At 70.9% G+C, this 13,603-nt stretch carries 7 protein-coding genes; 5 read left to right on the forward strand and 2 right to left on the reverse strand.

All coding sequences use genetic code 11. The annotated features are described in order from the left end of the window. Positions 1 to 51 precede the first annotated feature (51 nt). A complete protein-coding gene (locus ABNT58_RS17635) occupies positions 52 to 2,304 on the reverse strand; it encodes a phospholipase C, phosphocholine-specific (RefSeq protein WP_348754749.1) in 2,253 nt (750 codons plus the stop codon). An 80-nt stretch (positions 2,305 to 2,384) separates the two neighbouring features. Continuing rightward, positions 2,385 to 5,867 (reverse strand): tetratricopeptide repeat protein, encoded by a 3,483-nt coding sequence (locus ABNT58_RS17640; RefSeq protein ID WP_348754750.1) that lies wholly within the window; start codon positions 5,865 to 5,867, stop codon positions 2,385 to 2,387. Between the two features lie 382 nt (positions 5,868 to 6,249). On the opposite strand from ABNT58_RS17640, the gene ABNT58_RS17645 reads away from it, so the two are divergent. From ABNT58_RS17645 to ABNT58_RS17665, 5 genes are all read left to right on the forward strand, one after another. Further along, the gene (locus ABNT58_RS17645; RefSeq protein WP_348754751.1) at positions 6,250 to 7,548 is read left to right on the forward strand and encodes a porin family protein; all 1,299 of its coding nucleotides are present in this window, start codon (positions 6,250 to 6,252) and stop codon (positions 7,546 to 7,548) included. Continuing rightward, positions 7,548 to 9,611, forward strand: coding sequence for a FecR family protein (locus ABNT58_RS17650; protein ID WP_348754752.1), 2,064 nt, complete (start codon positions 7,548 to 7,550; stop codon positions 9,609 to 9,611). The genes ABNT58_RS17645 and ABNT58_RS17650 overlap by 1 nt, the downstream gene beginning before the upstream one ends. Before the next feature lie 11 nt (positions 9,612 to 9,622). After that, complete coding sequence (locus ABNT58_RS17655) at positions 9,623 to 11,857, forward strand: HD domain-containing phosphohydrolase (RefSeq protein ID WP_348754753.1); 2,235 nt, start codon at positions 9,623 to 9,625, stop codon at positions 11,855 to 11,857. Beyond that, entirely contained in the window at positions 11,844 to 12,719 is an 876-nt protein-coding gene (locus ABNT58_RS17660) for a hypothetical protein (protein ID WP_348754754.1), read from the forward strand. The genes ABNT58_RS17655 and ABNT58_RS17660 overlap by 14 nt, the downstream gene beginning before the upstream one ends. Next, positions 12,688 to 13,603 (forward strand): CHASE2 domain-containing protein (locus ABNT58_RS17665; protein ID WP_348754755.1); only part of this gene is annotated, 916 nt, incomplete at its 3' end. The genes ABNT58_RS17660 and ABNT58_RS17665, both read left to right, overlap by 32 nt.

Raw genomic sequence — 13,603 nt, forward strand, 5'->3', positions numbered from 1 at the left:
GACCGCCTGGTGCTGCGGCCGGCGCGCTGACGACCCACGGGCAGCGGCCGATCAGGCCAGCGGCAGGCCCAGCGCCGGGTCGCTGACGGTGTGGCGGCCCGTTTCCACGCGGCCGGCCAGGCGGCGCAGGTACTCGGGCTGGCCGGTGACCCGGGCGCTCAGGTCGTACCAGTGGCCGTTGGCGGCCATCGGCAGGCGCAGCGTGGTTTCGCTGCGGGCGGGCAGCGTGTGGCTGCTGCTGTAGGCCGCGTACGCGTTGGACTTGAGCGTGAGCGTGCAAGGGCCCGAGCCGGCGTTGGACAGCAGCAGCACCAGCTCGCCGGTGGCGGCATCGCAGCGCGCCTGCACCTCGGGCCGCGGCTGTGCGGCCGACACCGCGCGGTAGGCGCTGCCGCCGAAGTGCCGGTGGTAGCCGTTGGGGCCCAGCACCCACAGGTCGTACAGGCCACCGCCGGCCGGCACCCAGGTGTCTTCCAGCCGCTTGCCTGCTTCCACCATGTAACGGCGCGGCAGCGCGGCCAGGTTCAGCCGGTCGTACACATGGAACACCGCCGCCTGGCGGCCGGTGTTGATGAAGCTCAGCTGCACCCGGGTGTTGGCGATGCTGCCGGCGCCGGGCAGCACCTGGCAGGTGGTGGCCAGCTCATAGGGCAGCGCACGCGAAGGCCTGGTGCCCACCGCTTGTACAGGCAACTGCTGCTGGGCGGGCGGGCGGATCTGCGCCAGCCGCTCCTGCTGGCGGCGCAGCGCATCGGCATCGGCCTTGCTGCGGCGGCCGTCCATCACCGGCAGCACCTCGGTGTTGGGCGTGGCGAAGTTGAAGGCGCTGGTCAGGTCGCCGCACACCGCGCGGCGGAAGGGGCTGATGTTGGGCTCCATCACCCCGAAGCGCGCTTCCAGGAAGCGCAGCACCGAGGTGTGGTCGAACACCTGCGAGTTGACCCAGCCGCCCCGGCTCCAGGGCGAGATGACGAAGAGGGGCACCCGCGGGCCCGGACCGTACACCCGACCGTCGGGCGCCGGCTGGCTGCGGCTGCCCGCCGGCTTGGGATGGGTGAAGTACTCGGGCGCCATCTCGGCAGCACCCAGCGTGGTCTTGCCGGCAAAGCCGCCCTTGCCGTCGGGCGAAGGGGCGGAGGGCGAAGGCACGTGGTCGAAGTAGCCGTCGTTCTCGTCGAAGTTGACGATGAGCACGGTCTTGCTCCACACCTCGGGTACGGCGGTCAGCGCGTCCAGCACCTCCTGCAGGAACCAGGCGCCCTGCACCGGGCTGGAAGGGCCGGGATGCTCGCAGTAGATCGACGGTGCATTGACCCACGAGACGGCGGGCAGCCGGCCTTCGCGGATGTCGCGGCGGAAGGTGTCGAGGTAGTTCTCGGGGCTGGTGCCGGGCAGCGTGTTGGCCACGCCCTTGTACAGCGGGTTGTTGGCGTTGTCGGTGGCCGGGTCGTAGGCGTGGTAGGGCACGGCCTGGCCGGTGTTGGTGTAGGGCCGGCCCGGCGATCCGCCGCTGGACACCGGGTAGCCCGAGGCGATGTTGGCCCGCTTGAACTGCCGGAACGCCCCCAGCATGTTGTCGCCCCATTCGTCGGGCATGTTCTGGTAGCTGATCCAGCTCACGCCGGCCTGCTCCAGCCGCTCGGCATAGGTGATCCAGGTGTAGCCGGTGTCCACACCGCCTGGCAGGCCGTCGATGGCGTCCCACTCGTTGCTGACGAAGGCGGTGCCGGTGGGCACGGCGCCGTTGGTGCCGGTGAGGAAGAACGAGCGGTTGGCGTCGGTGCCGGTGTGCATCGCGCAGTGGTACGCATCGCAGACCGTGAAGGCATTGGCCAGTGCGAACTGGAACGGGATCTCGGCCTGCTCGAAGTAGCCCATCGAGATCTGGTTCTTGTAGCGCGGCCACTGGTCCATGCGGCCGTGGTCCCAGGCCTGCTGGCTGTCGTTCCAGTCGTGCGGCGTGCCGTTGGCGCGCTGCGCATTGCCCACCGAACCGTCGAGGTGGAAGGGCAGGATCACCTGGCCCGCGGCATTGCGCTGCTGCCACACGTTGCGGCCATCGGGTAGCGGAATCGGAAAGCGGTCGCCGAAGCCACGCACGCCGGCCAGGGTGCCGAAGTAGTGGTCGAAGGCCCGGTTCTCCTGCATCAGGATGACGACGTGCTCCACGTCCCGGATGGTGCCCGTGGCGTTGTTGGCCGGGATGGCCAGCGCCCGTTGGATGGAGGGCGGAAAGGCGCCCATGGCTGCGGCCGCCAGGCCCGCCTGCGCGCCGCCGCGCAGGAAGCTGCGTCGTGTCGTCATGTGGTGGTGGAGAGGAACTGCAAGACCCCGCAGGCTAGGCGCGGGGGATGACACGGGCGTGAAGGGGCTGGGCCGTGCTTTCATTGAGCCAGCGGTGCGGTCGTGTCCGCGGTTTCACTGCCAGCGCGCATCGCCTTGTCACGCCTGACCTGGAACCCCTCGTCGTCGGGCCTGATCTCCAAGGCCGCATTGAGGGACTCAACGGCCAGATCCCACCTGGCGGCCACCTCGAAGACCCTGGCGGCATCGCTGAACAGCCATACATCGCCGGCTATCTGCGGTGTCACCTGCTGCGCCAAGGCCACGGCAGGCTCGACGTCGGACGCCTGCGCCAGCAGCAGGGCCACGCGAAGCGACAGCCTGGGATCGTTTGTCGGCAGCAGGCGCCTGGCCTGCCTGGCCTTCTCCAGCGCCAGCACTGGGTCGCCGGCCATCAGCAGCAGTTCGGCCCAGCGGGCCCACGCGCGGGCCAGATCCGGCTGCCGGTGCGAGGCCGTGGCCGCGGTGTGCAATGCCTCGGCCATCGCGTTCGGGTCGGGCTGGAGAAGAATTTGTTCCGACCAGCTCAACAGGTCCTCGACCTCTGCTGGCAGCAGCTCGAGCAGTTCATCGAGCACCTTGCGCGCCGCGGGCATGTCCTGCACATCGACCAGGAAGCGCAGCAGCTGCCGCCTTGCGCGCACCGCCTGCGGTCGGCGCGCCAGTGCGTCGGCGTAGGCAGCGCGCGCTTCGGTTTGGCGGCCCCGCGAATGCTCGGTGCTGGCGATCTCGAGCAGGTCGTCGACGTTGGACGCATCCCACTGCGCGGCCTCACGCCAGCGGTCAAGCGCCTCGTCGACAGCGTCTTTGGCCCGTAAGCCTCGCGCAACGAGCCGCAAGGCCTGCGCCGGGCGCTGTCGCCTTTCCAGGGCCGCATGGGCCCGCTCGATGGCTTTGACGGCGTTACGCGCATCCAGGTAGGTCTGCGACTCGAGCAACAGTGCGCGATCGTCCCAGGGCTTGGAGAGCGCAACGGCCCGATCGAGCACGTCAAGCGCTGCCTGGAACCGGCCCAGTCCCCGATAGAGGTGGGCAAGTTGCAGGTGCTCGTCCACCGAGTCCGGGGACTTGCCCACCCTTTGCTCGGCCAGCTCGATCACACCAGGGTCGCGGCGCCACAGCGCCGAGATCCAGGCGCCAGCGATCCAGCCGGCGCCCGGCTCCAGGCGCATGGCTTGCTGGAAGCCGGCCTGCGCGGCCTGCACATCGCCAAGCTCGGCGCGAGACCGGCCGAGCGCGACCGCCCCGCGAGCCTCGGCAGGCCAGCGATCCGCCAAGGTTTCAGCCACACGCAACGCCTCGGATGCGTCCTTGACCTTCAACAGGAACTGGACACCGTCGGTCCAGACGTCGATGTCGTATTGGGCGGCCTGCAACGCCTCGAACATCTTGCGTCGCGCCCCCGACACATCGCCCATGTCGAGCAGCACCCAAGCCCACCGGCGCAGCACCGCACCCACGCGACAGCGCCGTTGAAGGGCCTGGCCGCACAGCGACGCCGCTTCGGCGTAACGCTCCTGGCTGCGCATCAGTTCCACAAGATCCAACAGGGCCCACACATCGCTCGTCTGGGCGCCCATCGCCTCGCGCAGCGACTTCTCCGCCTCATCAGCCTGGTATCGGTCCAACTGGATCTGGGCCTGAAGGCGCAGCGCCCTGGCGGGATGCGACCAGGTTTGCCTGGCCCTTTCCACGCACGCCAGCGCCGCGTCCATGCGGCCCTGCAGCCGCTGCACCTCGCCCAGCTCAACCCAGCTGTAGACGTCGCCCTGGGCACAACCGACGGCCTGCCACAACACGGACTCCGCGCTTGCCAGATCTCCAGCATCTCGGTGCAAGGTGGCGATGCGGCGCCTGACATCCGGCGAACGTGGCCACCGGGCACAGGCTTCATGGAGAAGCTCAAGAGCCTGCGCACGCTGACCCGCCTTGCGCAGCAAAGCCGCCTTGTCAAGCCGGGTCCATACGTCGTCCGCCCTTTCAAGCGCCTGATCCAGCAAAGCGATTGCCGCGGCCCGATCACCTGTGAAACTGAGCGCCTGCGCCTGCCAGCGATAGCCTTCGACGAACTGGGGGCGAAGCCGAATGACCTCCCGGGCCGATGCGACGGCTGCGGCCGGATCAGCCATGGCAAGGGCGGCCTGGCAGCGTTCGATCCACCCCCACGGGTCAGCCGGGTCCGCTTCACAGGCCTCGATGGCCCATTTCATGGCCTGCACCACCTCGCCCCGTTCCCGGCAGATGCGGCTGCGATAGCGGTATGCCGGCGCAAAGCCGGGGTCCAGGGCCTGCAAGGCATCCAGCGCCCTTTCGGCCACGTCGAGCTGCCCCATGCGAAAGTACGTGTCGGCTTCGTTGACACGGGCCCAGCGCGCCCTGGGTGCCAGATCGACAGCCCGGCCGAGGTAACGCAGGGCCGCACGCAGGTCGGCTTCACGGTCTGCAATGAGTCCCAGTCCGCGATAGCCCCGGCTGGACCGGGCGTTGCGGCCGATGACCTGCCGGAACCAGCGCCTTGCGGTCTCGAAGTTGCCCTGGTCGAGGTGCAGCAGGCCCATGTTGGACATCGCCGCGATGTTCCTGGGGTCGGCGTTGAGCGCCAGCGTGAAGCTCTTTTCGGCCTGCATGAACTCTCGGCGTTCGCGGTGCAGGCTGCCGGTGAAGTTGTGAAAGCGGACGCCCAGCCGGGCAGTCTCGCGGCCTGTGCGCGTCGAGATGGAGGCCAGGCGGGCAAGGTCCAGCTTGGCCTGCATGCCCGCCTCATCGCCAAGGTTGCGCAGCAGGGAGGCCCACAACACATAGGCGTCCTGATGCGTGCCGATGGGTGCGGTGGCGAGATGCGCGCGCAGTGCCGCCCGGGTTCGGTCATACCCTTGTCGAGGACTCTCCAGCGAAAGGAACAGGGCCGCAGCTTCCAGGGTGCTGGTCAGTGGCAGCGCAGCTTCAGCGGCCGCACGCATCGCCGCCCCCAGATCGGACACGCCATGGAACCGCACCGGCACGTCCACGAACTGCGCGCTGGAACTTCGTATGCGCAAGCTGTAGCTTCTGCCGCTCTTGCAAACCTCGCCCAGCAGGCGGCGCTCCTGTCGCCCGAACAAGTGCCTGAAGTAGCGGATGGCACTGCGCACCGACCATGAGATGCCCGGCAGTTGCAGATCCACCTGCAGCCTGGGCAGTTCGATGAACGAGATGTCGCTGTGGCCGTCGTCCGGACGCGCCGATCGCTGCAGTTCGACGAGCGCGTCGTAGAGCTGTTGCGAAATGACGCTGCCCGTGAGACCGAGGTCCTGCAACTCCTTCGGCGTATCGAACGGTTCGATGATGAGCGGGTCGCGTATCCACTCCTTGTGGATGAACTTCGCCGCGAAGGCCAGGCCGATGATGATGAGCAACCAGGTGCCGAGCGACACGAGCGCGCCCACATCGTCCACGAACGGCTTGATGACGGGTACGTAAGCCGTGACCTTGACCGTCGACGCTGCGATCGCCGCCGGCAAGGCCGCCAACGCCTGTGTGGCCATGGCCGCCCCTCCTTCACTGAGTCTTTGGCTGCGCTGCTGTCTGCCATGCCCTGCCGGCCGACGGGGCATCGGGTGACGATAGGCATCCAGATGCGCACATTCAAGTCGTCGTGCCCACCTCGGCTTGGCCGGCCTGCCCGCAGGGCCGGCAACAACGCTTGTAACAAGAGCCGCCTCCAGCCTCGCCCAGCGCCGGGGTTAGCGCGCACTTCAAGCTGGTCTGTCAGCTGCCGATAAGGAACCCACAGCGGGCTTCCGCACAAGCAGTTCCTCCATCCAGATGACAGAGCAGTACCCGGCAGTTTGGGATCGACACATCCACAGGAACGAGAGGACGACGAGGCGCACGGTCGCCGCCTGTTGGCCGCGCCCATCACGCAGCGTGGCCCTGGGCCTGGCCCTGGCGGCCTGGCTGGGCGCCGGGCTGTCGTCGGCGGCGCAGGCCGCTTCGGCGGCGCCGCCGGCACCGGCCTCGACACCGCCCGCGCTGGCGGCCTTGCTGGCGCAAGAGGCTGAGCGCGCCGGCAACCCCGAGTTCGACTACGCCCTGGGCGTGGCGGCGCTGGACGCGGGCCATCTGTCGCGCGCCATCTTCGCGTTCGAGCGCGTGCTGGAAGTGCAGCCCGGGCATGCGCAGGCGCGTGCCGAACTGGGCCGCGCCTACCTGGCCGCCGGCGACGTGGAGCGCGGCCGCGAAGAGCTGATGCGGGTGCGGCGCGGCGAGCTGCCGCCCGAAGCCGCGCAGGCCATCGACCGGGTGCTGGGTGCGCTGGACGCGGCGCCCACCAGCGACCGGCAGCGCAAGTTCAGCGCTTATGCCGAGGCATCGCTGGCCCGCGACACCAACGTCAACAGTGCCACCAATGCCGGGCAGTTCGCGCTGCCCGCCTTCGGTGGCCTGCTGTTCACCATGGCGCCCGAAGCGCGGCAACGCCGCGACGTGGTGGCCGGCGCCGCCGTGGGCGCCAGCGCGCAGCTGCCGCTGTCCGCCAGCTGGGACCTGGTGGCCGGCGCCAACCTGCGCGGCACCTCGCCGCGACGGGTGCACGACATGCAGACCACGGTGGCCGATGCCAGCCTGGGCACCACCCACCTGGCCGACGACAGCTCGCAGACGCTGGCCTGGCAGAGCTCCGGCGCCTGGCTGGACGGCGGCCGCTACCGCACGGCCAACGGCCTGGCGGCGCAGTGGCAGCAGCAGCTCAACCGCGAGACGCAGGGCAATGTCTTCGTGCAGCTGTCGCGCCAGTCGTATGCCGGCCAGGCCGAGCGCAACACCGACCGCGGCGTGATCGGCCTGGCGCTGGCCCGCGTGTTCGACGACGGCCGCCGCCTGGCCTATGGCAGCGCCTACCGCGTGCGTGAGCGGCCGCGCGATGCGATGAACAGCCACTTCGGCCACCAGGGCTACGGCGCACGCCTGGGCGCCGAGCAGGTGCTGGGCGCGGTCACCGCCTTTGCCGAATGGCAGGTCGAGCGCCGCCACTACGGCGGCACCGAACCGCTGTTCGATGCCCAGCGCCACGACCACCAGAGCGACTGGCTGGCCGGCCTGCGCTGGAACGTCGGCCCCCAATGGCAGGTGCTGCCCCAGCTGCGGCGAACCATCGCCCGCTCCAACGTCGTGCTGTACGACTACCAGAAGACCGTCGTCCAGGTCGCCGTCCGCCGGGAGTTTTGATGTCCATGCCTACCTTGAACCAGCCGCTGCACCGGCGCACCGCCCCTTCGGCCGTGGCCATGGGCGTGCTGCTGATGCTGTCCCACCTGGCCCATGCGGAGCCGGCCGCCACGGTGCTGTTCGCCTCCGGCGACGTACACATCCGCTCGGCCCAGGGCGTGGTGCGCGCGCCCACCAAGGGCGCCGTGGTCGACTCGGGCGACACCGTGGAAACCGGGCGCGGCAAGCTGCAGCTGCGGATGGTGGACGGCGCCATGATGTCGCTGAACGAAGAGACGGTGCTGCGCCTGGACGAGTACCACTTGGCCAGCGCGGCGGGTGACGACGAGAAGGGCTTCATGAGCCTGGTCAAGGGCGGGCTGCGCACCATCAGCGGCAGCATCGGCAAGGCCCGCCAGGATCGCTACAAGCTGGACACGCCGGCCGGCACCATCGGCATCCGCGGCACCGAATACGCCGCTGCGCTGGACCAGGGCCTGCGCGTGAGCGTGTTCGGCGGCCGCGTGGCCGTGTGCAACGACGGCGGCTGCGTCGACGTGCCCAAGGGCTTCGGCGCGGTGACGCCCAACAAGTCGGTACGCCCGGCCGTGAGCACCAAGCTGGCCGTGGTGGTGACCCCGGCCGAGACTACCAGCACGTCGGCCGCGGCCGAATCGGCGCCGGCCCAGGAATCGGCTGCGGCCACCACCACGAGCACCAGCACCACCACCAACACGGCCGCCGCTGCGCCGCTGGCCGCCGCCGTGCCCAGCACGCCGGTGACCACCACCGAAGGCGAACGCGTGGCCCGCTACGTGGCCGCCGTGCTGTCGTCGCCCGACCCGGTGCTGCCCAGCCCGGCGCCCGCGCCCGCCACCGGCGAAGACGTGCTGCCCGGCATGGGCACCGGTGCCACGCCGGCCCCGCCGCGCGGCAATGCGCCGATCACCATCACGCCGGCGCCGCTGCCGCCGGCGCCGCCCGCACCGGCACCGGCACCCGCACCAGCGCCGGATGCTTCGCCGGCGCCTGCGCCCGCGCCAACGCCGGCACCTTCGCCGACGCCGACGCCAGCGCCTTCGCCCGGCGCCGCGCCTGCCCCCAGCCCGGTGCCCGCCCCGGCACCCAGCCCGGCCCAGCCCGACGTGACCACTCCGGCACCGTCCCCGGCGCCAGCGCCAGCGCCCGGCAACGCGCCGGCCCCCGCACCCGCGCCGACGCCAGCGCCCTCTCCGGCACCGGCACCGGCACCGGCACCAGCGCCCGACACGCCCGAAGGCCCCAAGCCCGGCGGCCCCGGGACCGCACCGTCACCGGCACCCGCACCGCAACCCCCGGGCGCCCGCGTGCCGCTGCCCAATGGCGTGGGCACCGTGGCCCTGGTGTGGACCAACGACAAGGGCGATCCTGGCTCGGGCCTGACGACGGGCGAGCGGACCTTCGCGCCCAACACCGGCCTGACGGACCTGGACGAAGCCGGTGCCAAGGGCAAGAAGATCCTGGACAAGGGCGTGCCGGTGGACCCCGGCGCCGACGGCAAGGTGGCCTGGGGCCGCTGGACCGGCGGCGAGTCCAAGGTCAACGACGGCAACGACGACGACAAGGGCAAGGACAAAGGCAAGGGCAAAGGCAAGATCGCCACGCTGCACTACGTGGCCTTCGTCGGCCAGCCCTCGCTGCCCGCCTTCGGCAGCTATGGCTCCTTCGCATCGACCGCGCCCACGGTCACGTCCGACGGCAAGCTGGTGGCCGTCGGGGTCATCAACTCGGCCACCGGCCGGGTGAACCTGGCGCTCACGCGCCTTTTCGGGGGCACGGCCACCTACCAGCTCAACGTGCCGGTGTCGGGCCAGACCTTCTCGCTCAGCGGCATCGCCACGCAGCTGGGCAGCTTCGGCTTCGAGGGCGTTTCGCTCATCACCAGCACCGGCAACGGCTGCAACGGCGGCTGCAAGGGCACGCTGGGCGATGGCGTCTCGGTGCGCGGGCTGCTGGGCGGCACCGGCAACAGCCGGCTGGGCGTGACCTACGGCTTCGACAGCCGGCTGGGCAACGTCACCGGCGTGATCGTCTTCAAGCCTTGATGGGCTGAGCCATGGACCTGTCCGACCTGCACCGCCTGCAGGCACCGCCCGGTGCCGCGCCCGCCACCGAAGCGGGCGCCATCCGCGGCCGGCTGCTGCTGGCCACCGGCAATGCCGGGCCGGGGCCGGCGGCCCGCACCGAGGCCCTGCTGGGCAACCTGCGCCAGGCCCGCTTCATGGTGCGGCGGGTGGACATGGCCGAAGCCAGCGACGTGGTGGCCCTGACGCCGGCCGACGCCTTGCTGATCCATGCCGCCGACGCACCGGCCGAGATGCTGGCGCTGATCCGCCAGCTGCGCCGCCACCCGGCCTGCGCCCAGCTGCCGGTGGTGGTGATCGCCGCGCCCGGGCTGGACGCGATGCGCGGCCCCGCGATGGTGGCCGGTGCCACCCACTGGCTGAGCGAGCCGGTGCACCTGGCCGGGCTGACCAGCATCCTGATGCACTGCACGCTGATGAACCGGCTGCAAGGCGTGGCCCCGGCCGCACCGCCGCGGCCCACCATCGAGCACCTGGACACGCTGATCGACACCGGCCTGCGGCTGGCGATGGAACGCGACCGCGCCAGGCTGCTGCGCCACCTGCTGGCCTCGGGCCAGAAGCTGCTGCATTGCGATGGCGGCACCATGTACATGGTGACCGAGCGCGACACCCTGCGCTTTGAGATGCGCACCCGCGACGACGCCCTGCCCAGCCTGGAGATCCCGCTGCGCGACGCGGCCACCGGCCAGCCCAACCAGAACTACGTGTCGGTGTACACCGCCGTGCACAACCGCTCGGTGGTGATCGACGACGTGTATGCCGAGACACGCTTCGACCTCACCGGCACCCGCGCCTTCGACGCCCAGAGCGGCTACCGCACGGTGTCGATGCTGGCGGTGCCCATCTCGCCGCGCGGCGGCCAGGCGGTGGGCGTGCTGCAGTTCTTCAATGCGCTGGACCGCCACAGCGGCGAGGTGGTGCCCTTCGACGCGCGCATGGTGCAGCTGGTGGAAGCGCTGGCCGCGCAGGCCGCGGTGGCGCTGGACAACATCGCGCTGGTGGAATCGCAGAAGCAGCTGATGGAAAGCCTCATCCGCCTGCTGGCCACCGCGATCGACGCCAAGAGCTCCTACACCGGCCGCCACTGCGAACGTGTGCCCGAGCTGGCCATGATGCTGGCCCAGGCCGCCTGCGACACGCAGCAGGGCCCGCTGGCCGACTTCCGCTTTGCCAGCGAAGCCGAGTGGCAGGAGTTCCGCATCGGCGCCTGGCTGCACGATTGCGGCAAGGTGACCACGCCCGAGTACGTGATCGACAAGGCCACCAAGCTCGAGACCATCCACAACCGCATCCACGAGGTGCGCATGCGCTTCGAGGTGCTGTGGCGCGACCTGGAGATCGAAGAGCTGCGCGCCAGCGCCGCCGGGGCGCTGACGCCCGAGCTGCAGCAAGGCTTTGCCGCACGCCGCCAGGCGCTGCAGGACAACTTCGCCTTCATCGCCCAGTGCAACCTGGGCAGCGAGGCCATGCGCGACGAAGACCTGGCCCGCCTGCAGGCGCTGGCCCAGGTGACCTGGGTGCGCCACTTCGACGACCGGCTGGGCCTGTCGGCGGCCGAGCTGGACCGCCGCCGCAACCAGCCCCCCGCCCCGCTGCCCGCGGTGGAACCGCTGCTGGCCGACAAGGCCCACGACGTGATCCAGCGGCCGCCCGAGCAGGCGCTGGACCCGGCCTTCGGCTTTCACATGGCCGTGCCGCAGCACCTGTACAACCTGGGCGAGCTGCACAACCTGGGCGTGCGCCGCGGCACCCTGACCGCTGAAGAACGCTACAAGATCAACGAGCACATGGTGCACACCATCATGATGCTGGAGCGCATGCCCTTTCCGAAGGAGCTGCGGCGCGTGCCCGAATACGCCGGCACCCACCATGAGCGCATGGACGGCAAGGGCTACCCGCGTGCCTTGCAGGCACACGAGCTGTCGGTGCCCTCACGCATCATGGCGGTGGCCGACGTGTTCGAGGCACTCACCGCTTCCGACCGGCCGTACAAGAAGGCCAAGACGCTGTCGGAGGCCCTGACCGTGATGCGCGGCATGGCCGGCGACCATGTCGATCCGCATGTGTTCAACCTCTTCCTCAGCTCGGGCGTGTTCCTCGAATTCGCGCGCAAGCACCTGAACCCCGATCAGATCGACGTGGCCGATGGCAGCGCCTTCATGGTCGATGCCACGCCGCAAGAGCCCCGCGATGCCGGCCGCTGACCCCTGGGCCGTGCTGGCCGCCGCCCCCCTGCCCCCCACCCCCGCCAGCGCCGAGCGGGCGGCCGACGCGCTGACGCGCCTGATGGCGGTGGTGGCCGCGATGCCGCTGAAGGTGTCCGCCACCTGGCAGCGCACCACCGCTGCGCTGGCGGCCAGCGGCGCCGCCTGCGCCGCCGTCACGCGGGCCGGCAACCGCATCGCACAGTGGATCGACCACCATGCGCCGCAGGCCGACCGCCATGGCTACCACAACCGCCAGCATGTGTGCGAGGTGATGCTGGCCGCCGCCTTCCTGGGCCGGCTGCACGGACTGCCGGTGCCGCAGCTGCAACTGCTGCTGCTGGCCGCGCTGGTGCACGACCTGGACCACCCCGGCCAGCCGCAGCGCCACTTCGTGGCCGAGCGGCGGGCGCTGGTGCAGTGCCAGCCCTTCCTGGCGGGTGCGCAGGTGCCGGCAGCAGACCAGCAACGCCTGGCCACGCTGGTGCTGGCCACCGAGCCGCATGAAGGCGTGCCGCATGCGCTGGCCTGCCAGGCGGCTGTCGGCAGCCGGCCCGCGCCGCCTGCGCCCGCCCACGCGCCCGAGCTGCAGCAGCTGCAGCAGGACTCTTCGCTGGCCCGGCTGGCCTGCCTGCTCTGCGAAGCCGACATCCTGCCTTCGGTGGGCCTGACGCCGGCCTATGCGCTGAGCCTGCATGCGCGGCTGGCCGCCGAATGGGGCCGGCCGCTGGCACCCTCGGACAAGCTGCAGTTCGTCGAACGCACGCTGGCCCAGGGCACCGTGGGCAGCTTCTTCACGCCCAACGTGCAGCGGCTGCAGCAGCTGCTGCGTGCCCCGCTGGACCGCCATGCGCTGGCTTGAGGCGCTGCGCCGGCACGGCCTGTGGCTGCTGCCGGCCACCACGCTGGCGCTGGTGCTGGCGGTGGCCTGGCGCGACCCGGGCACGCTGCGCGGCCTGCGGCATGCGGTGTTCGACCAGGCGCAGCGCTGGTCGCCCCGGGTGTACGAACCGGCGCCGGTGCTCATCGTCGACATCGACGAAGAAAGCCTGCGCCGCGTGGGCCAGTGGCCCTGGCCTCGCACCCGCGTGGCCGAGCTGGTGGGCCGCCTGCAGCAGGGCGGCGCCGCCGCGGTGGGCCTGGACGTGGTGTTTGCCGAAGCCGACCGCACCTCGCCGCGTGAACTGCTCAAGTCCACCCGACTGCCGCCTGCCGCCGCGCGGGCCCTGGCCACCCTGCCCGACCACGACGAGGTGCTGGCCCAGACCCTGCGCGCCGGCCCGGTGGCGCTGGGCTTTGCGCTCGATGGGGCCGACGGCGCCGCTGGCGCAACGGCCACCGGCCACGATGGCGGGGGCGCCGGAGTGGACGACGGCACCGCTTGCCAGTCGCCCGCCGGCTTCGTCACTTTGGGTGGCGCGGCCGATGCGCAGCTGAGGTCTTTCCACGGCTGCGTGCAGAGCATCGCGGTGCTCACCGCCGCCGCGCCCGGCCATGGCGCGCTGAGCTTCATCCCCGATGAAGACGGCGTGCTGCGCCGGCTGCCGCTGCTGTTCGACCTGCAGGGTCGGCTGGTGCCTTCACTGGCCGCCGAAACCCTGCGCCTGGCCCTGGGCACCAACCGCTACACCGTGCAGGCCGCGCCCGACGATGGCGGCGTGATCGGTCTGCGGCTGGGGCAGCTGCGCATCCCGACCACGGCCGATGCATCGATGTGGGTGCACTACACGCCGCCGCAGCCGGCGC

The organism is uncultured Aquincola sp. (assembly GCF_964001545.1).
In the GTDB taxonomy this organism is placed as follows: domain Bacteria; phylum Pseudomonadota; class Gammaproteobacteria; order Burkholderiales; family Burkholderiaceae_C; genus Aquincola.